The following is a 19,693-nucleotide window of genomic DNA, read 5'->3' as shown; positions in this document are numbered from 1 at the left end:
AGTATACCAGCCATATTGAACATGAACCGTGCAAGTTCATTGATATGAATCCGACGATATTCTTGAGACATGCAGGACAACGCGTCGGGTTCAATGGCGTTCTGTACTACGTGCAACTGAGCAAAAGGCCTCAGGGAATCCATGCACCCCATGGCTAGCCTTAAACAGGCATCGGCGGAGGTTGCGATGCCAACAAGGGAGAAATGCCATGAAATTCAGGTTTCACGCCCTGTTCGGGGCCTGTCTCGTCGCCCTTCTGCTGGGTCTCACGCCGCTTGGCGCCGTGGCTCAGGAGGTAGAGCCGATCAATATCAACACGGCCAGCGCCGAACTGTTGACCGAGCTGCCTGGCATCGGACCCAGCAAGGCCGCCGCCATTATCGAGGATCGCGAAACCAACGGACCCTTCGAGAGCGCCCAGGATCTGACACGAGTCAGCGGCATCGGTGATGGCACCGTAGCCAACCTGGAGGATCAGATAACCTTCTAACACCAAAACCTGGATGACTAGACAAGAGCACTGATAACGATGGATGGCCAGTCAATCGGCCGTCCATCGTACCATTGCCGGCTATGGCACGATGGACTCTGATTAGAGGGCACGATGGACTCTGATTACAGCCGCAGGCCTCCGTCACACTCGATTACGCGGCCGCTAAAGTAGTCATTCTCGAAGATGAACAGCGCGCTCTGGGCGATATTATCCGGTTCACCGAGGCGCTTGAGTGGAACGCCTGCAGTCAGCTTGTCGAGCATATCCTGACGCATTGACGCGGTCATTTCGGTTTCGATAAAGCCCGGCGCGACGGCGCCCACGCGAATGCCATGGCGCGCCAGTTCCTGGGCCCAGGTGGTGGTGAGCGCTACCACCCCTGCCTTGCACGCCGCATAGTTGCTCTGCCCCATGTTGCCGGCCCGCGAGATGCTTGAAATATTGACGATCACCCCCTCCTGACCGGCCTCGACCATCTGCGTCGCCGCTTCGCGGCCGCACAAAAAGACACCGGTTAGATTGACGTCGACCACCGACTGCCACTGATCGAGCGACATGCGCTTCTCGACCCTTCCCTCCCGAGGCTTGATCAACAGCGCATCACGCAGTATGCCGGCATTGTTGATCAGACCGCTGACCGGGCCCAAGGAGGCAGCAATATCGGCAAAGGCCTGCGTGACCGAGGCTTCATCGGCCACATTGGTCACGAAGGCCCGCGCCTCGACACCGGACTGGTGAAGACTCGAGACGGCATCATCCAGGCTGGCGGCATCGGTATCCAGCAGGGCCAGGCGAGCACCACGGCTGCCCAGGGTCGCCGCCATGGCGAGCCCCAGCCCACGGGCGCCACCGGTGATGGCGATCACGGCGTTCTCCAGTTGCATCATGCATCCTCTTTGTAAGCGGTTGATCGAAATACACTGTACCAAAGCTGCACGCACTGCATCCCGGCTTATTTCATCTGTCCATTTCTCCCGTCCATTTCACCTATCCAGACTCTCGTCTCGAGCGGCGGATCGCCAGCGACGGCGTTCAACGCTTGATTTCCAGGTTTGCGCCCCCATGTCTGCTTCATCTCCACCACGGGAGGCCACATGCCTTTTCTTCTGATCTTCACGCTATTTGCCCTGCTCGACTTCGTGGTCCTGTTTTCGGTAGGCGGCCAGATCGGGCTGCTCGCCACTGTGCTGCTGGTCCTGGCAACCGGCTTTGTCGGCCTGCATCTTATTCGCCGTGAAGGCGCCGCCACCTTTGCCCGGGCTCTAGAACGCCTCGAGCGCGGTGAGGTCCCCTCCGGCGAACTGCTGACGGGGGCCGCCCTGATCTTCGGTGGCGCCCTGCTGATGGCGCCGGGGTTCATCTCCGACGCCCTGGGTTTCATGTGTCTGATTCCCGATGCCCGCCGCCTGATGGGCAAGCTGCTGGCATGGCTGGGTATCCGCACCCAGGGATTTCATATGCACGGCGGGGGTTTTTCCTCCGCGAGCAGCCACGCCTCGTCCGGTCATGCTGCGGGACCTCGAGATGACTGGTCCCAGGCCGACGAGGGACGTCATCGGCGTGGTGCCAAGGCCTACTCCTCACAGGACGACGACGGTGCCATCGAGGGTGAGTTCATCTCTCGTGATGAGCGCCGCCGCTGATCGGGTGGGTGCGGCAAAAAAATTTATCGACGGGCCTTGAATCCCCTTGGACGGGCCCCACTTACTCGACAGCAACAGGTTTCGGCGCGGCATCCGCGCCATTTACACGGAAGGCGCCCGACGCCTCCCCTCGCTGCCTCGGTGGCGAGGTCATGATGCAAACCGCCGGTTCACCGGCATACACACCATCAGGAGAACGTGAGCAATGAACATCCGTCCCTTGCACGATCGCGTCATCATTCGTCGCGTTGAGGAAGAACAGAAGACTGCTGGCGGCATCGTGCTCCCGGGCAGCGCCCAGGAAAAGCCGACTCGTGGCGAGGTACTCGCCGTCGGTAATGGCCGGATCCTCGACAACGGTGACGTCCGCGCACTCGACGTCAAGGTTGGCGACACCGTGATCTTCAAGGATGGCTTTGGCGTCGAGAAGCAGAAGGTCGACGGCGAGGAAGTCCTGATCATGAGCGAGTCCGACATCCTGGCCGTGGTCGAAGGCTGAGTCTCGACCGCCACAACACTCGATACTGACTGACGTTCACGAACTCACAGGAAGCATACGAAAATGGCAGCGAAACAAGTCAAGTTCTCCAGCGATGCACGCACCCGCATGGCCAAGGGTGTCGACACCCTGGCCAACGCCGTCAAGGCCACTCTGGGCCCGAAGGGCCGCAACGTGGTGCTCGAGAAGTCCTTCGGCGCGCCGACCGTCACCAAGGACGGCGTTTCCGTAGCCAAGGAGATCGAGCTCAAGGACAAGTTCGAGAACATGGGCGCACAGATGGTCAAGGAAGTCGCTTCCAAGACCTCCGATGTCGCCGGTGACGGCACCACCACCGCTACCGTTCTGGCCCAGTCCATCGTGACCGAGGGTCTGAAGGGCGTGATCGCCGGGATGAACCCGATGGATCTCAAGCGCGGCATCGACCAGGCCGTCGCCGCCGCCGTCAAGGAGATCGGTGAGCTGGCCGTGCCCTGCACCGACACCAACGCCATCGCTCAGGTTGGCACCATCTCCGCCAACGGCGACAAGCGCATCGGTGAGATCATCGCCGAAGCGATGGAGAAGGTCGGCAAGGAAGGCGTCATCACCGTCGACGAAGGCCGTGGCTTCGAGGACGAGCTGGATGTCGTGGAAGGCATGCAGTTCGACCGTGGCTACCTGTCGCCCTACTTCGTGACCAACCAGGACACCATGGCGGTCGAGCTGGAAGATCCGTTCATCCTGCTGGTGGACAAGAAGATCTCCAACATCCGCGAGCTGCTGCCGACTCTCGAGTCCGTGGCCAAGGCTGGCAAGCCGCTGGTGATCATCGCCGAGGACATCGAAGGCGAAGCGCTGGCTACCCTGGTGGTCAACACCATGCGTGGCATCGTCAAGGTCGCGGCCGCCAAGGCCCCGGGCTTCGGTGACCGTCGCAAGGCCATGCTGCAGGACATCGCCATCCTGACCGGTGGCACCGTGATCTCCGAGGAAGTGGGTCTGGACCTCGAGCAGGCTACCCTGGACCACCTGGGCACCGCCAAGCGCGTGACCATGTCCAAGGAGAACACCACCATCATCGATGGCGCCGGCCAGGATGGTGACATCGAGGCTCGCGTCAGCCAGATCCGCGCCCAGATCGAGGAGACCTCCTCCGACTACGATCGCGAGAAGCTCCAGGAGCGCGTCGCCAAGCTGGCCGGCGGTGTTGCCGTCATCCGCGTCGGTGCCGCCACCGAAGTGGAGATGAAGGAGAAGAAGGCGCGCGTCGAAGACGCCCTGCACTCCACCCGCGCCGCCGTCGAGGAAGGCGTGGTGCCCGGAGGCGGTACCGCCCTGGTGCGCGTGCTGACCAAGGTCGCCGGCCTCAAGGGTGACAACGAGGACCAGACCCACGGTATCGCCATCGCCGTGCGTGCCATGGAGGCCCCGCTGCGCCAGATCGTCACCAACGCCGGCCAGGAGGCTTCCGTCATCCTGAACCGCGTCAAGGACGGCGAAGGCAACTTCGGCTACAACGCCCAGACCGGCGAGTTCGGCGACCTGTTCGAAATGGGTGTGCTGGACCCGGCCAAGGTCACCCGCTCTGCCCTGCAGTCCGCGGGCTCCGTGGCCGGTCTGATGATCACCACCGAGTGCATGATCGCCGACGATCCGGACGATAAGGACGCTGCTCCGGACATGGGCGGCATGGGTGGCATGGGTGGCATGGGCGGCATGATGTAAGCCTGCCCTACCCTGCCCCAGGCACTGCCCTTCCGGGCAAGCCCTGAGACGGACCCCGCCGGTGAGAGCCGGTGGGGTCTTTTACGTCGGGAGCAAGGAGCATAATCGTGCGCTACCCGCAGCGAAGGCGCCAAGGGGGTACCTGGTTGCTTGCCTCTTGTAGCTGACCGAAGCCCCGGTAAGATACCGCCACACTCACGGAACGCCCGACCCTGCCCATGCTATCGAATATCCGAATTATCCTTGTCCAGACCTTCCATCCCGGCAATATCGGCGCCGCCGCACGGGCCATGAAGACCATGGGGCTGAGTGAGCTGGTGCTGGTCAATCCGCGCCAGTTTCCAGACCCCGAGGCTACCCGGCTCGCCGCCGGGGCCGAAGACCTGGTGGAGGATGCCAGGGTCGTCGATTCACTGGCGGAGGCCGTCAGCGACTGCGTACAGGTGGTGGGAGCGAGTGCGCGACTGCGCAGCCTGCCGCTGCCCCACTTCGATGAACCCGACGCCATGGCCCGCGAGCTGGTGGAACATGCCGCCCACGACCCGGTGGCCCTGGTGTTCGGGCGCGAACGCTTCGGCCTCACCAACGACGAGATCGCCCTGTGCAGCCACCAGGTCAGCATCCCCGCCAATCCCGACTACGGCATCCTCAACCTCTCCCAAGCGGTACAGGTGCTCGCCTACGAGGCATTTACGGCCTGGCGGAGGCGCCCAGATAGCGGCTACCGTCCGACTCTGCCCGCCGAAGAGCGCCAGCCGAGTCGCAAACAGCTCGCGTATTTCCATGAGCACCTGAGCCAGGTGATGCACCGCAGCGGGTTCATCACCCAGCCCCATGCCCATACCGAGGCTCACCTGCATACGCTATTCGCCCGCGCTCAGCCCTCGCGACGCGAACTCTCACTGCTGCGTGGCCTGCTGGCGTCGTTCGAGCGCCACCTGCCCCGGAAATGATCACCATGAAGCACTGGCGCACAAGCACAACGGCGACCCGAAGGTCGCCGTCGAAGATCACTCCCTGGCAGGCAGATGCCTAGAGTGTCATGGCAGCCAGCCAGCCGAAGCCGATCAGCGGAATATTGTAGTGGACGAAGGTCGGCACCACGCTATCCCAGATATGGTCATGCTGGCGATCCACATTCAGACCCGAGGTCGGCCCCAGCGTGGAGTCGGATGCCGGTGACCCGGCATCGCCCAGCGCCGCCGCCGTCCCCACCAGCGCCACGGTGGCCAGTGGGGAGAAGCCGAACTGCACCGCCAACGGCACGAAGATGGCGGCGATGATCGGGATCGTGGAGAACGACGAGCCGATCCCCAGGGTGATAAACAGCCCGACCAGCAGCATCAGCAGCGCGGCCAGGCCGCGATTGTCACCGATCACCTCGACGCTGGAGTGCACCAGGGTCTCGATATGCCCGGTAGCGGTCATGACCGAGGCAAAGCCCGACGCCGAAATCATGATGAAGCCGATCAGCGCCATCATGCGCATGCCGCTGGTAAAGAGATCGTCGGCCTCACGCCACTTGAAGATCCCGCCCACCGAGAGCAGCGCGAAACCCACCAGCCCGCCGAGGATCATGGAGCCGGTCCAGAGCTGGATGCCCAGGGCCGCCACGATGGCCACCACCGACATCACCAGCCCCATGGTATGCGGCTCATGATGCGTCTCGGGATGATGATGCGGCACATTGGTGGTCGCCACGTCCGCATCGGCATAGTCACGCGGACGGCGATAGCTGAGGAATACCGCAATCAGCAGGCCCAGGGCCATGCCCCCCACCGGCACGCCCATGGCCAGGGGCACCATGCCGCGACTTATCTCGAGTCCCAACGCCTCACCGGCCTGGTTGATGTTGGCCAACAGGATATCGTTGAGGAAGATCGCCCCGAAGCCCACCGGCAGCAGCATATAGGGCGCCGTGAGGCCGAAGGTCAGGGCACAGGCCACGGCGCGGCGATCGAGACGCAGCTGATTCATCACCTTGAGCAGCGGCGGAATCAGGATAGGAATAAAGGCGATATGTACCGGAATCAGGTTCTGGGAGGAGATGGCCACCAGCAGTACCGACCCGATCAGCAGGTATTTGACCACCGCCTGGCGGCTTGCCGTGGCCTCCTGACCGAGCAGGGAGATAAGGCGCCTGGCCAGCAGATCGGGTAGGCCCGAGCGTGAGATCGCGACGGCAAAGGCACCCAGGGTGGCATAGGCCAGGGCCACCTTGGCACCGCCCCCCACACCGTCGTTGAAGGCGCCCAGGGTCTCCTCGACGGAGAGCCCCCCGATCAGGCCGCCCACCAGCGCCCCGACCACCAGCGCAAAGACGACCGAGACACGTGCCAGTGACAGTCCGACCATCACCAGCACCGCAATGATTACCGCATTCATGGCTGAGTTTCCCGAAGAAGGAGTTGGATTGAGACGAAACGGCGCAGAATTTTATCAGAAGCCGTTAGGCACTGCCGTTACTCGATCCGATCTCCTCCTCTATTTTTCAACGTCGGCCTGCGACCACTCGCCGACCACCCTGGCACACCGGCGCGGATGCGTCGTGAGAAGTCATGATCATCATGGGCCGTCAGGGCCCGCTCGGTAATATCACCGCGACGCTCGAGCTCGCTCAAGGAGTGGCCAGGCAGCAGGCCACCATGATCGTGGACATAGCCGGGCAATCGACCAGTCAGCAGCAGACGATGATCCAGCGGCAACGCCTCGACGATGCGGCGTATCAGCGCGTACACCAGGGTGCTGCAGTTGGCGGTAACGGTGTGATAGAAGCGCGGCTCGCGCGCCAGCTGGTTGGCCTGCTCCACCAGGGCCAGCAGCAGCTCGCGGCACTCGCGCCGCCCGAGCAGCACCCGATAGAGGGTTACCGTTTCTCCACGCAGATTGCTGCGCAGGCGAATCGCATCACGCTCATCGGCGGCGATGATCGCCAGCTCATACTGCTTGAAGAAGCCACCGATCTCCGAGAAAGGCTCATGGCGCTCGCGACGCACCTCGACCGAGAAGGTCACGAAATCGTCGACAACACCCTGGCCATTATCGAAGCCGAAGGAGAGCAGCACATGGGCGATGCCCGGTCGCCCCCAGCTGGAAACGAACAGGTCCAGGGTCCCCAGGCGCTGAAGGTCATACTCCCGCCGCTGCCATGCAACCGATGCCGCGTCGTGACGGTACCAGTCGAAGCAGCGCACATGATCAAGTACCAACCGTTGGCCGAGCTGGCGGCCCGTGGCCAGGAAGCGTACATCATCCGCCCAGTCCAGATCGCTCTCGGGGAGCAGACGCCACCACCAGCACAGCAGGATGAGCATGCTGAGCCCCATGCCCAGCACTGCCCCGAGGCGGCTCCCCTGCCATAACCAACCCAGCCACACCCCACCCAGCAGTAGCCACGCCAAGGCGGCAATCCGTCGCCAGCGTGCGGCTGCCGGAAAGCGGTGCAACAGCGCCAGGCTGCCCCATGATGACAACATCAGCAGCACCAGACTCAATGCGAGATTGATCAGCAGCGACATGCGATCTCCCTTCGACCTGCCGCCAGGCTATCATGGTCCATCTCCACCGAGCTTAACGCCCTATGCCTACATCATGCAGGCGTCAGCCACTCGCCAAAGGCCTCCGTGGCAGGCCCCGGCTCTGCCCGGGTAACATCGCGATAGAGATGCTGGAGTCGTGCGGTCAGCGAGTCCTTTGCGATTGGCTTATCGACGGCCGGTGCCCCTGCTCGAGCACCGATATGGCGACCATCCAGTTCGCGCAGCGGCAGGATCTCCGCCGCGGTACCGGTCACGAAGGCTTCATCGGCGATATACAGCTCGTCACGGGTGATTCGACGCTCCTGCACCTCGATGCCCAGTACCTCTCGGGCCAGGCAAATCACGCTATCCCGGGTGATGCCCTGCAGACAGGAGGTCACCTCCGGAGTATGCAGCACACCATCGCGCAACAGAAAGACGTTGGCCGCCGAAGCCTCGGCGACATAGCCCTCGGGGTCGAGCATGATCGTCTCATCGAAGCCGGCCTTCACGGCAGTGTTGAGTGCCAGCATCGAGTTGACGTAGTGGCCGTTGGTCTTGGCCCGGCACATGCTGATATTGACGTGATGACGCGCCCAGGATGAGGTCAATGCACGCAACCCGATCGAGGCCGCCTCGGGCGAGATATAGTCACCCAAGTCCCAGGCGGGGATCATCACATGGGTGGTGAGCCCCTGCGCCCGAAGCCCCAGCCCCTCAGCCCCGAGGTAGATCGTTGGTTTGAGATAGGCATTGGCCAGACCATTGCGTTCCAAACACTGCCGCTGAGCCTCGATCAGGGTCTCTGCGCTGTAAGATAACGGTATATCCAGGGCGTGGGCACTATCCAGCAGCCGGCGGGTATGCTCCACCACACGAAACAGATGGGTCCCCCTGGGACCTGCATACGCGCGCACCCCCTCGAAGCACCCCATGCCGTAGTGCAGGCTATGGGTCAGCAGATGGGTGTGGGCGTCGCGCCAGGCCAGCCATTCAGCGTCATGCCAGAGCCAGCCATCGCGATCATGAAGAGGTGTCATTGTCATGCCATTCCTTGTCGTTAGCGATCAGAGTCGGCCCTCTGCCGTCCAGGCGGAGCGCCAGCCGTCAATCAGCTCACGCTGATGGGGCTGCAGGTCCTGATAGGCCCAGGCGGCGATCTCCTCGGCCTGGGGATCATTTACCGAGATGTGACTATCGGCCAGGGCCTGAATAGTCGCGTGGCCGCATAGCGGCACATAGCCCTCGGAGTAGCCACCCTCATGGATCATCACCAGACGCCCTTCACAGAGACGTGCGGCCAGTCTCTTGAGTGAGGTGGTCATCCGGGCAAAGGCGGTGCTGTTGAGCAGCATCTTGCCGAGGGGATCCTTGGCGCAGGCGTCATAACCACAGGCCACCACGATCAGTTCGGGCGCGAAGGCCTCGATGGCGGGCAGCACCACCGACTCCATGGCATAGTCGTAGGCACCGAGACCCGAGCCGGGCGGCAACGGCAGATTGAGACAGGCCCCCAGGCCGGCTCCCTCCCCCTGCTCCTCGAAGGTGCCGGTATCCAGCGGGTAGTTGCCCGCCTGGTGTATGGAGACCGTCAACACCTCGGGATCGGCGTAGAACGCCGCCTGCTGGCCGTTGCCATGATGCACATCCCAATCGAAGATCGCCACGCGTCCTATCTGGCCCAAGGCTCGCGCCCGTTTTACCGCCACCGGAATATTTCCCAGCAGACAGAAGCCCCGCCCACGGTCGGCCTCGGCATGATGCCCCGGAGGGCGACACAGGACATAGGCCTGGTCGAGCTCACCGGTGGCGACGGCCTCGACCGCGGCGATGGCCAGCCCCGCCGACTGTCGCGCGGCGGCCAGACTGCCTGGCATATAGGGGGCGCAGTCGCCCGCATCGCCACCACGCCCGGCGTCGCCGGCCTCCAGGGCATCCAGATAGCGCTCGGTGTGGAAGTACTCCAGGTCTTCACGTGTCGCTGGCAGCGGCTTGCGCACCACCAGCTCATCGATCAGCCCCGAGACTTCGAGCAGATTCTTGAGGCGCCGCTTGCTCTCGGGACTTTCCGAGGCCGGCTGCGGCTGAAGGAACTCACCGGGGGCCGAGAATACCCCGATGGCGCCGGGGTCATGCCAGAAGCAACGTTCATGCCAGAAGAAACCACAGCGTGAAGTGGTCATGCGAGATCCTCTCGACACGTCCATTCAGGGATGACAATGACCCGCTCCTCTTCCACCCACCCGTCCGGGGTTCGCGCCAACTCCTTGGCGATAAGATGGATCATTTCACGCCTCCGGAATCGCCGCGGTCACCATGATCTCCACCTTGAATTCGGGCCGTGCCAGCTTGGCCTCGGTGGCGGCACGAGCTGGGGGCCTTCCCGGCACCACCCAGGCATCCCAGGCGTCGTTCATCGCGCCGAACTCGCTCATGTCGGTGACCCAGACCAGGGCACTGAGCAGATGCTCCTTGCTGCTACCCACGGCAGCCAGCTGGCGATCGATCTTGGCCAGCACCTGCTCTGTCTGGCCACGCATATCGGCCCCGGTATCGTCGGGCACCTGACCGGCCAGATAGACGGTGCCATTGTGTACGGTGGCCTGGCTCATGCGGTTATTGCTGTCGTGATAGGTAATGGTCATGACAGGTTCTCTTGTTGGAGTGATGAAGTGACGTTCGCCGTAAGACATCTAGCCTAGCAGCGATGGTATCCAAGTAGACAGGGAAGGGAAGGTGACCAGCAGCAGGATCACCGCGATAAAGGCCACATAGAATGGCAGCGAGGCGATGATCGCCCGCTCGAAGGGCACATTGGCGATACGTGCCGCCGTCATCAATGTCATGCCCACCGGCGGGGTGACGTTGGAGATATTGAGCACCACGATCATCAGGATCGCGAAGTGCAACGGGTCGACACCGAGCTGAACCATCGCCGGCACCAGCACCGGGGCCACTACCACCAGCGCCGGCAACACATCCATGACGGTGCCGATCAGGATAAGCAGGGCACACACCAGCAGCAGTTGCAGAAAGGTCGAGTCGCTGAAGGTGGTGATCAGACCCGCCGCGTCCCGGGCAATACCGGAGCGGGTAACGAACCAGCCGAGTACCGCCGAGGTCGCCAGCAGAAAGAACACCACGCCCGAGAAGCGCACCGTCACCAGCAGCGCATACCAGATCTTCTGCCAGGTCAGGCTGCGGTAGAAGACCACGCCGATGGCAATGGCATAGACCGCGGCAAAGCCCGAGGCCTCGGTGATGGTAGTCAGCCCCGAGAGAATGCCGCCGAGGATGATCAATGGCACGATCATCGCCGGCAGCGCGACCAGAAAGGCCATCCCGGCTACCTTGAGTGGCGTCGGCGCCTGCTTGGGATACCCCCGCTTCCAGGCCAGAAAGAAGCTGACGGCAAGCAGGGCTAGGGCCATCAGCAGGCCGGGGATAATTCCTCCCGCGAACAGGTCGATGACCGAAATATCGCGCAGCAGGGTGGCATAGACCACCATCACCACGCTGGGCGGGATGATCGGCCCGATGATCGACGAGCAGGCCGTGACCGCGGCCGCATAGTCGGCGTCATAGCCCTGTGCCTTCATCTCCGGGATCATGATCTTGCCAATCGCCACGGTATCGGTGATCGCCGCCCCGGTAAGGCCGGCAAAGAACACCGATACCGACACATTGACGTGTGACAGTGCCCCGCGAACCTGACCGAACAGGGCATTGTTGAAGGCGATCAGCTTCTGGGTCAGCCCTCCCTGGTTCATCAGTTCGGCCGTGAAGATGAAATAGGGCACGGCGATCAGCAGGAAGCCGGACACCCCGGCAAACATTCGGTCGGCGATGATGCCAAGCATGCGCTCGCCGCCCATGGCAAAGCCGCCGGCCAGCCCCGACATGGCCATCACCACGGCGACCGGCGCACCGATTAACAACAGCACAACGAAAGCGATGATCGCGGGCATCATGAGCGCTTCTCCCCATCGGCGGTGTCGATAAGCCCATCGATCACACTGTCGTCATCGATGAAGTGTTCCAGCAGGTCGAAGCCCTGCACCAGGTGCAGCAGGACGATGCCTCCGCTGATCGGAATCACGATGGCGGTGAACTTGGCCGATATCTGGATCTGGTCGGAGACCATGTAGACCTGGGAGGCCCCCTGGAAAAACCCCCAGCCATACCAGACCAGCATCAGGCCAAACAGCGCGATGACCCCCAGGCACAGGCCTGCCGCCACTTTCAGCAGCAGTCGCGGCAGGCTGCGCACCAGTAGCGTCATCGCCACATGCTCGCCATAGCGCAGCGAGATGGTCATGGAGAGAAAGCCGATCCAGGGCAGGAAGAGCCTGGCCAGGGAGTAGGTCCAGCTCAGCGTGCTGCCGGTGGCCAGCTTGTAGAGAAAAGCCGTGAAGGAGATGCCCAGCATGATGAGCACGCAGGCCACACAGGCCACGATCGCCGCCTGGTTCACCGCATCGCTGATCCGGCGCAAAGGCTGAAGGAGGGTCATCGGAATACCTCGAGGTGATCGACGGCCAGCCCGAGGGCCGACCGTCCCACGACACAGGCACCAGTCGCCTGTCGATTCACTGGCCCCGGGATCACCGGGGCCGTTCACTCAATCGCGATGGTAACTGGCCATGTTTCTGGCCATGTTTCTGGCCATGTTTCTGGCCATGTTTCTGGCCATGTTATTGACCACGTTATGGACCATAATTGGCCATATCGCTCTCGACGACTTCCTCGCCGACCCGCTTGACCTCGGCCAGGAAGGCATCGACCTTCTCCTCCTCGATACCGAAGTCGTTGACGATCCACTCCTTCCAGGCCGGCGTGGCGATCTCAGCCATGCGGGCCCGCTCTTCCGGGGGCATGATGTAACACTCCTTGAACCGCTCGCACGACTCCACCCAGCTGGCGGTGGCCAGGGCACCGGACATGCCGTGACCGATGGCGATCGCCTCGCGAGCGGAGGTGACGATGGCCTCCTGCTGTTGCTCGGTCAGGCTCTGGAACCACTCCTCGCTGACCAGCCAGGCGGCACTGTTATAGACATGCCCGGTGAGCGTGGTGTAGTCCGTCACTTCATTGAAGTTGAAGGTGGTATTCAGCACCGGGGCGTTGAACTGACCGTCGGCCAGGCCGGTCTCCAGGGCGGTGATTACCTCGCCCCAGGGCAGCGGCGTGGCCGAGGCGCCCAGCGACTTCATGATGGCCACGTGTCCGGGGTTCTCCTCGGTGCGGATATTTAGCCCCTCGAGATCCTCCACGGTCTTGATCAGGCGCTCGTTATTGGTGAAGGCAACGAAGCCGCCCCCGTCATCGAAGGTCCCCAGGTAGCGCATATTGGTCTCTTCGACGGTGCCGGACATGAAGTCGGCGAACCAGTCGCCATCGAAGAAGGCCCAGGCCTGCCGCCAGTTGTCGAAGATGAAGGGTGCGGTCATCAGCTGATAGTCATCATAGAAGGATGACATGGCACCGGTAGTGATGATGGTGGACTGCAGGGTGCGTCCCCCCTGCACCTCGGAGGCCGTCTCCACCTCGGAGCCCAGCTGACTGTTGCCGAAGATCGATACCGTGATCTCCCCGTCGGTGCGCGTCTCCACCAGGTTCTTGAACTGAATCAGCGCGGGGTAGACCTCGTTGTTGCTCATGTTTTCGGGAAGGATGGTGGCGATGGCCATCTCCTCGGCCTGGGCCTGGACGGCCGCCATGGCCAGGGGCAGCGCCGCCAGGGCGGCCAGACGCGGGAACTTCTTGCTATGCATGGGCTTGCCTCTCGGTATTGTCGTTATCGGATGCGGCAAAGGCAGCGTCAGAAACGCTTGCCTGCTCACTATCCTAGAACGCCAGCCTCGATACTGCTTTCACCTGCTACCGGTTCCTTTCAACGCCGATGCCGTTCGTAACCCTCCTGAAACCAACATCCAGCGTTGAAGCCGGCGTCTGACCAAGCCCCGATGCCCTCTTATAGTGTGTAAAGGAACCTCTGCCGGACAGGGAGTCGTGCCTTATGCCGCTTGTGCTGATCATCCTGCTGCCGCTGACCGGCGCCTGCCTGCCCGCCCTGCTGCAGGGAAGATCATCACGCCTGCTGGCCTCGGTCTCCGCCCTCCCCGCCCTCTTCTGCCTGCTGCTGCTGCTCAGCTGGCTTCCCCATGTGATGCAGGACGGCGCGGCCGTGGTGCAGCGGCTCTCCTGGCTGCCCTCCCTGGGCCTCGACGCAAGCTTTCGACTCGACGGCCTGGGGCTGCTGTTTGCCCTGCTGATCACCGGCGTCGGCTGCCTGATCCTGCTCTACGCCCGTTACTACTTCGAAGGCAGCGAGGCCACGGCACGCTTCTTCACCCTGCTCCTGCTGTTCATGGCCGCCATGCTGGGCATCGTGCTTAGCGAGAACCTGCTGTTCATGCTGGTGTTCTGGGAGCTGACCAGCCTGACCTCCTTCCTGCTGATCGGTTACCACACCGACGATCATGCGGCTCGCCTCGGTGCCCGCATGTCGCTGGTGATCACCGGCGGCGGCGGCCTGGCGCTGCTCGCCGGCATCATGCTGCTGGGCCAGGCCGCCGGCAGCTATGAACTCTCCATTATCCTCGAGGCCGGCGAACATATTCGCGCAAGCGAGCACTACGGGCTGATGCTTAACCTGATCCTGCTCGGCGCCTTCACCAAGTCGGCACAATTCCCCTTTCACCTCTGGCTGCCCCATGCCATGACGGCGCCCACCCCGGTCTCCGCCTATCTGCACAGCGCCACCATGGTCAAGGCTGGGCTGTTCCTGCTCGCGCGGCTTCACCCGGCACTGGCCGATACCACGCTATGGTTCTACCTGGTGACCCTGACCGGCATGCTGACGCTGATGGTGGGTGCCTTCGTGGCCATGTTCATGCACGACATGAAGGGACTGCTGGCCTACTCCACGGTCTCCCACCTGGGGTTGATCATGTTGTTGCTGGGGTTGGGAACACCCATGGCGCTGGCGGCTGCTCTCTTCCATCTGGTGTGCCATGCGCTGTTCAAGGCCCCGCTGTTCATGATGGCGGGCTACGTGGACCACGCCACCGGATCCCGCGACATGCGCCATATCAACGGCATGTGGCGTTTCATGCCGGCGCTGATGGTGCTGTCGGGCGTCGCCTCCGCCGCCATGGCCGGCCTGCCCCTGATGAGCGGCTATCTAAGCAAGAAGATGCTGTTCAACGAAAGCCTGCTGGTCGTCATCCCGGAGTGGGCGACGGTGGTGATTCCCGCCTGGGTGGCCCTGGCCGCGCTCTTCTCGGTGGCCTACTCGATCCGGATCTTCCACAACGTCTTCTTCAATGGTCGTCCGATCGATCTGCCGATCTGGCCGCCCGCCCCACCACGGCTGGCAGCCCTCTCGCCCATCATGTTGCCGGTCCTGGCCACCCTGCTGGTGGGACTGGCCCCCCAGCCGATCTACATGGCACTGGTCCACCCCGCCTTCGCCGCCTCCCGGCAGATAGCCGTTGCCCCCTATGACTTCACGGCCCTGGACGGCCGCCTGCCCATGCTCATGAGCCTGTTCGCCCTGGCCGGCGGTGCGCTCTTCTACCACTGGCGCACGCCGCTTTTCCGTCTGCATTGCCGCCTGCCGATGGTGGATGCCAAGGAGATATTCGACTGGCTCATGCGTCGCGCCACGGCTCTGGCCCAGCAGCGGGTGTTCCAGCTGGAGAATGGCTCCCTGCAGCGGTATCTGGCCTTTATCTTGGCCACCCTCGTGGTGCTGGTCGGCCTGCAGCTGCGCGATGTTCCCCGCTGGGACGGCGGCGTGGCGCTTGCTCCCCTCGACCCGCTCACCCTGCTGGCCGCGATCCTGCTCTGCCTGACATCACTGGGGGTGGTGGTCTATCACCATCACCGGCTCCCGGCCCTGCTGCTGCTCGGCGTTACCGGACTGTTCGTCACCGTGACCTTCGCCCGCTTCTCGGCACCGGACCTCGCCCTGACCCAGCTGATGGTGGAAGTGATGGCGGTGGTGATCATGATGCTGGCACTCTCCTTCCTGCCTCAAACCTCTCCACGCGGCTCGACCCGACTACGCATGGGCCGGGATCTGACCATCGCCGGGCTGATGGGCCTAGGCGTGGCCGCCTTCAGCTTCGCCATCCTGACCCGCCCCCAGCAGACGATCTCCGACTTCTTCCTGGCCAACAGCGTGCCGGGCGGCGGCGGCAGCAACGTGGTCAATGTCATCCTGGTGGACTTCCGCGGCTTCGATACCTTGGGCGAGATCACCGTATTGGGCATCGCCGCCGTGGCGGTCTTCGCCTTCACTCGCGACCTGCATCTCAAGGCGCGTGTGGTCGACACCAACCCCACCCACTGGGTGGCCGAGCCCTATCCGATCATGCTCGGCGCCGTGGCCCGGCTGGTGCTGCCCGTTGCCCTGCTGGTCTCAGCCTATATCTTCCTGCGTGGCCACAACCAACCCGGCGGCGGCTTTATCGCCGGGCTGATCACCGCGGTGGCGCTGACCCTGCAGTACATGGCCGGTGGGCTCGTCTGGGCCCAGGCACGCATGCCGACCGCCTTTCGGCCGATGATCGGTGCCGGGGTGCTGATCGCCTCCTTTACGGGCCTGGGCAGCTGGCTGTTCGGCTTCCCCTTCCTCACCTCGGCCCACGGTCACCTGCATCTGCCGCTGATTGGCGAGTTCGAGCTGGCCACCGCCATGCTCTTCGATCTCGGTGTCTACGCCACCGTGGTCGGGGCCACGCTGCTGATTCTGGCCAACCTCGGCAAGCTGATGACGGTGGCCGGCCCCGGCAAGGAGATCGGCTGATGGAGCTCCTCTATGCAATCACCCTTGGCGTGCTGACCAGCTGCGGCACCTATCTGCTGCTGCGGGCACGCACCTTCACCGTCATTCTGGGGCTGACCCTGCTCTCCCACGCCGTCAACCTCTACCTGTTCGCCTCGGGTCGATTGGTGGCCGGGGCCCCGGCCATCATCGGCATCGCGGACACCATGGCGGACCCACTGCCCCAGGCGCTGGTTTTGACCGCCATCGTCATCGGCTTCGCCATGACCGCCTTCGTGGTGGTGCTGGCGCTCAAGGCCGCGGTGGAGCTGCGCAACGACCATGTCGACGGTGAGAATCCCGACGAGGACCGGACATGAACCACGTTCTGATCCTGCCCATCCTGCTGCCGCTGCTGACCGGCGCGGGCCAGCTGCTGTTCTACCGGGCCCCCTTCGCCGTGCAGCGCCTGCTCGGGTTTGCCAGCACCGCCTGGCTGGTACTGCTGGGTCTCTGGGCGATCGTCACGGCCGGTGCCGGCGACTATCTGATCTACCAGGCCGGCAACTGGCCAGCCCCCTTCGGCATCGTACTGGTCCTCGACCGCCTCGCCGCCATCATGCTGGCCCTCACCGCCGTGCTCGGACTCTGCTGCCTGCTCTACGCCAGCGGTGGCACCGACCGGCGCGGCGCCCACTTCCATGCCCTCTTCCAGTTCCAGCTGGCGGGGCTCAACGGCGCCTTCCTGACCGGCGACCTGTTCAACCTCTTCGTGTTCTTCGAGATCCTGCTGATTGCCTCCTACGCCCTGCTGCTGCATGGCGGCGGCCGCGCCCGCAGCCGCGCGGGCCTGCACTATGTGATCATCAATCTCGCGGGGTCGGCATTGTTTCTGATCGCTCTGGGCACCCTCTACGGTCTGGTCGGCACCCTCAACATGGCCGACCTGGCACAAAGAATCGCCGCGGCCCCGGCCGAGGATGCACCACTGCTGGCGGCGGCCAGCCTGATTCTGCTGGTGGTGTTCGGCATCAAGGCGGCGATCCTGCCGCTGCTGTTCTGGCTACCTCGCGCCTACTCGGCAGCCAGCGCACCGGTGGCGGCACTCTTCGCCATCATGACCAAGGTGGGTGTCTACGCGATCCTGCGGGTCTTCCTGCTGGTATTTGCGCTGGGGGAGGCGCCGGTCAACGAGACCGCCTGGAACTGGCTATGGCCCCTGGCCCTGCTGACCCTGGCACTCGGCGGCATCGGTGTACTGGGTTCCGAGAGTCTGCGCACCCTGACCGCCTATCTGGTGATCCTCTCGGTGGGCACCCTGCTCGCAACCATCAGCCTGGCCACCCCCGCCGCCCTGGGCGCTGCCCTCTTCTACCTGGTGCACAGCACCCTGATGGCCGCCGCCTTCTTCCTGCTCGCCGACCTGCTGGGTCAGCAACGCAAGGAGGGCTATGACCGCTTCTCCGCGGTGGGCCCCATCGGACACCGTTGGGTGCTGGGCAGCCTGTTCTTTATCGCCGGTATCGCCATGGCGGGATTGCCGCCGTTTTCGGGGTTCGTCAGCAAGGTATGGATTTTGCAGGCCAGCGGCGCCCAGCCCGGCGGACTATGGCTTTGGGGGATACTGCTGGCGTCGGCCCTCTTGGTGATCATCGCCATCAGCCGCACCGGCAGCAGCTGGTTCTGGCGTCCCGGCGAGATGGCGACCCCCTATCCACTCAGGCGCGGCCTGCTGACCCTGGTCTACAGCATGGTCGGCCTCAACGCCTTGCTGGCGGCCTTCGGTGACCCGGTGATGGCTTACCTTGCGCTCACCGCCGAACAGCTGTTCGCCCCACAGGGCTATATCAGCGCGGTGCTGCCCGAGGCCACCGCGCCCACCTGGGAGGTCGCCCCATGATGCCCTCGATCCGCGCGTGGCGATTCTGGCTGCCACACCCGCTGTTCTCGCTGTTTTTGGCGCTGCTCTGGCTGCTGATGGTCAATGACGTCAGCATGGCCAACGCACTGCTGGGACTGGCCCTGGGCGTGGCCATCCCGATGGTGACCCACGGCTTCTGGGCCGAGGAGGCGAGGATCCGGCGGCCATTGCCGCTGCTTCGCTACCTGCTGGTGCTGCTGCTGGACATCCTGCGCTCCAACCTGGTAGTGGCGCTACGCATCCTGCGCCCCGCCCGGCATCTCAAGCCGGCCTTCTTCATCTACCCGCTGGCCCTGGACGATGACTTCGCCATCACCATCCTGGCCAGCACCATCTCGCTGACTCCCGGTACCGTCTCGCTCCACCATGACGCCGAGGCCAACACTCTGCTGGTGCACGCCCTGCACCTGGAGAACGAGGCCGATGCCATCGAGGAGATACACCGCCGTTACGAGCGCCCGCTGCAGGAGATCTTCCGATGATTGCTCTGGTGATTCCCATCGCGATGACACTGTTCGCCATCGCCGCGCTGCTCAACCTCTACCGCCTGGCCGCAGGCCCGGATATCGTCGATCGCATCCTGGCGCTGGACACCCTGATGATCAACAGCATCGCCCTGATCGTGCTGGCCGACATCCAGATGGGACTCGGAGTGCTGTTCGAGCTAGCCCTGCTGATCGCGCTGATGGGCTTCGTCGGCACCGTAGCCATGAGCAAGTATCTGCTGCGGGGGGATGTCATCGAATGAACAGCCTCGACATGTCCTGGATCATGCAGCTGGTCATCGCCCTCTTCCTGTTGGTGGGCGCGGTAGTGGCGCTGATCGGCTCCTGGGGGCTGGCCAAGCTCCCCGACTTCTACACCCGCCTGCATGGCCCCACCAAGGCCAGCACCCTGGGCGTCGGTTGCACGCTGATCGGCTCGCTGCTCTTCTTTAGCCACCAGCAAGATGGCGTCTCGGTGCAGGAGGCCCTGGTGACCATATTTTTGTTCGCCACCGCCCCGGTCAGCGCCCATATGATGGGCAAGGCGGCGCTGCGTCGGTGCCTGCGAGGCGTGGCGGGCACCCGCAATATGCCCAAGGAGTAGCCCACCGGCGGGCCAACTCAGCGTCAAACCCTGATAGGGTGAACGATGAC

At 63.5% G+C, this 19,693-nt stretch carries 20 protein-coding genes; 11 read left to right on the top strand and 9 right to left on the bottom strand.

Going from position 1 to position 19,693, the window contains the following annotated elements:
* Positions 1–208 precede the first annotated feature (208 nt).
* Positions 209–490 (top strand): ComEA family DNA-binding protein, encoded by a 282-nt coding sequence (locus GRB80_RS03960; RefSeq protein WP_161422604.1) that lies wholly within the window; start codon positions 209–211, stop codon positions 488–490.
* Between the two features lie 125 nt (positions 491–615).
* On the opposite strand, the gene GRB80_RS03955 is transcribed toward GRB80_RS03960, so the two are convergent.
* Positions 616–1,377, bottom strand: a complete 762-nt coding sequence (locus GRB80_RS03955) for an SDR family oxidoreductase (RefSeq protein WP_161424229.1) — start codon at positions 1,375–1,377, stop codon at positions 616–618.
* Between the two features lie 210 nt (positions 1,378–1,587).
* Between GRB80_RS03955 and GRB80_RS03950 the strand changes: the two genes are divergently transcribed.
* The 4 genes from GRB80_RS03950 (at position 1,588) to GRB80_RS03935 (ending at position 5,295) form a co-directional block, all read left to right on the top strand.
* Positions 1,588–2,136 (top strand): FxsA family protein, encoded by a 549-nt coding sequence (locus GRB80_RS03950; protein WP_161422603.1) that lies wholly within the window; start codon positions 1,588–1,590, stop codon positions 2,134–2,136.
* Positions 2,137–2,341: 205 nt separating this feature from the next.
* Entirely contained in the window at positions 2,342–2,635 is a 294-nt protein-coding gene (locus tag GRB80_RS03945) for a co-chaperone GroES (RefSeq protein WP_132041225.1), read from the top strand.
* 63 nt (positions 2,636–2,698) lie between these two features.
* Positions 2,699–4,342 (top strand): chaperonin GroEL, encoded by a 1,644-nt coding sequence (gene groL / locus GRB80_RS03940; protein WP_161422602.1) that lies wholly within the window; start codon positions 2,699–2,701, stop codon positions 4,340–4,342.
* Positions 4,343–4,560: 218 nt separating this feature from the next.
* Positions 4,561–5,295 (top strand): RNA methyltransferase, encoded by a 735-nt coding sequence (locus tag GRB80_RS03935; RefSeq protein WP_161422601.1) that lies wholly within the window; start codon positions 4,561–4,563, stop codon positions 5,293–5,295.
* 79 nt (positions 5,296–5,374) lie between these two features.
* Here GRB80_RS03935 and GRB80_RS03930 read toward each other — a convergent pair whose 3' ends face one another.
* The 8 genes from GRB80_RS03930 to dctP form a co-directional block, all read right to left on the bottom strand.
* The gene (locus tag GRB80_RS03930) at positions 5,375–6,727 is read right to left on the bottom strand and encodes a Na+/H+ antiporter family protein (RefSeq protein ID WP_161422600.1); all 1,353 of its coding nucleotides are present in this window, start codon (positions 6,725–6,727) and stop codon (positions 5,375–5,377) included.
* A 77-nt stretch (positions 6,728–6,804) separates the two neighbouring features.
* Entirely contained in the window at positions 6,805–7,860 is a 1,056-nt protein-coding gene (locus GRB80_RS03925; RefSeq protein WP_161422599.1) for an Lnb N-terminal periplasmic domain-containing protein, read from the bottom strand.
* 71 nt (positions 7,861–7,931) lie between these two features.
* Positions 7,932–8,900, bottom strand: a complete 969-nt coding sequence (locus tag GRB80_RS03920; RefSeq protein ID WP_161424228.1) for a branched-chain amino acid transaminase — start codon at positions 8,898–8,900, stop codon at positions 7,932–7,934.
* A 27-nt stretch (positions 8,901–8,927) separates the two neighbouring features.
* Positions 8,928–10,043 carry a class II histone deacetylase gene (locus tag GRB80_RS03915; protein WP_161422598.1) on the bottom strand — a complete coding sequence of 372 codons (1,116 nt, stop codon included), beginning with the start codon at positions 10,041–10,043 and terminating at the stop codon, positions 8,928–8,930.
* A gap of 105 nt (positions 10,044–10,148) precedes the next feature.
* Positions 10,149–10,505 carry a RidA family protein gene (locus tag GRB80_RS03910; RefSeq protein ID WP_161422597.1) on the bottom strand — a complete coding sequence of 119 codons (357 nt, stop codon included), beginning with the start codon at positions 10,503–10,505 and terminating at the stop codon, positions 10,149–10,151.
* A gap of 48 nt (positions 10,506–10,553) precedes the next feature.
* Positions 10,554–11,831, bottom strand: a complete 1,278-nt coding sequence (locus GRB80_RS03905; protein ID WP_132041233.1) for a TRAP transporter large permease — start codon at positions 11,829–11,831, stop codon at positions 10,554–10,556.
* On the bottom strand, positions 11,828–12,373 hold the full coding sequence (locus tag GRB80_RS03900; protein ID WP_161422596.1) for a TRAP transporter small permease: 546 nt from the start codon (positions 12,371–12,373) through the stop codon (positions 11,828–11,830). The genes GRB80_RS03905 and GRB80_RS03900 overlap by 4 nt, the downstream gene beginning before the upstream one ends.
* Before the next feature lie 193 nt (positions 12,374–12,566).
* Positions 12,567–13,634, bottom strand: coding sequence for a TRAP transporter substrate-binding protein DctP (dctP, locus tag GRB80_RS03895; protein WP_161422595.1), 1,068 nt, complete (start codon positions 13,632–13,634; stop codon positions 12,567–12,569).
* 245 nt (positions 13,635–13,879) lie between these two features.
* On the opposite strand from dctP, the gene GRB80_RS03890 reads away from it, so the two are divergent.
* From GRB80_RS03890 to GRB80_RS03865, 6 genes are read left to right on the top strand one after another with little or no spacing between them, the layout of a single operon-like run.
* Positions 13,880–16,675, top strand: coding sequence for a monovalent cation/H+ antiporter subunit A (locus tag GRB80_RS03890; protein ID WP_161422594.1), 2,796 nt, complete (start codon positions 13,880–13,882; stop codon positions 16,673–16,675).
* Entirely contained in the window at positions 16,675–17,013 is a 339-nt protein-coding gene (locus tag GRB80_RS03885) for a Na+/H+ antiporter subunit C (RefSeq protein ID WP_132041237.1), read from the top strand. Before GRB80_RS03890 ends, GRB80_RS03885 begins: the two co-directional genes overlap by 1 nt.
* On the top strand, positions 17,010–18,533 hold the full coding sequence (locus tag GRB80_RS03880; protein ID WP_161422593.1) for a monovalent cation/H+ antiporter subunit D: 1,524 nt from the start codon (positions 17,010–17,012) through the stop codon (positions 18,531–18,533). Before GRB80_RS03885 ends, GRB80_RS03880 begins: the two co-directional genes overlap by 4 nt.
* Complete coding sequence (locus GRB80_RS03875; RefSeq protein WP_237561915.1) at positions 18,530–19,036, top strand: Na+/H+ antiporter subunit E; 507 nt, start codon at positions 18,530–18,532, stop codon at positions 19,034–19,036. The genes GRB80_RS03880 and GRB80_RS03875 overlap by 4 nt, the downstream gene beginning before the upstream one ends.
* Positions 19,033–19,302: a K+/H+ antiporter subunit F gene (locus tag GRB80_RS03870; RefSeq protein WP_132041239.1), complete on the top strand. Its 270-nt coding sequence runs from the start codon at positions 19,033–19,035 to the stop codon at positions 19,300–19,302. The genes GRB80_RS03875 and GRB80_RS03870 overlap by 4 nt, the downstream gene beginning before the upstream one ends.
* Positions 19,299–19,643: a Na+/H+ antiporter subunit G gene (locus GRB80_RS03865; RefSeq protein WP_237561914.1), complete on the top strand. Its 345-nt coding sequence runs from the start codon at positions 19,299–19,301 to the stop codon at positions 19,641–19,643. Before GRB80_RS03870 ends, GRB80_RS03865 begins: the two co-directional genes overlap by 4 nt.
* Positions 19,644–19,693: the final 50 nt, after the last annotated feature.

Source organism: Halomonas icarae (assembly GCF_009901955.1).
In the GTDB taxonomy this organism is placed as follows: domain Bacteria; phylum Pseudomonadota; class Gammaproteobacteria; order Pseudomonadales; family Halomonadaceae; genus Halomonas; species Halomonas icarae.
The sequence above is the reverse complement of the archived record's forward strand: the minus strand, read 5'-3'. Positions and strand labels throughout refer to the sequence as shown.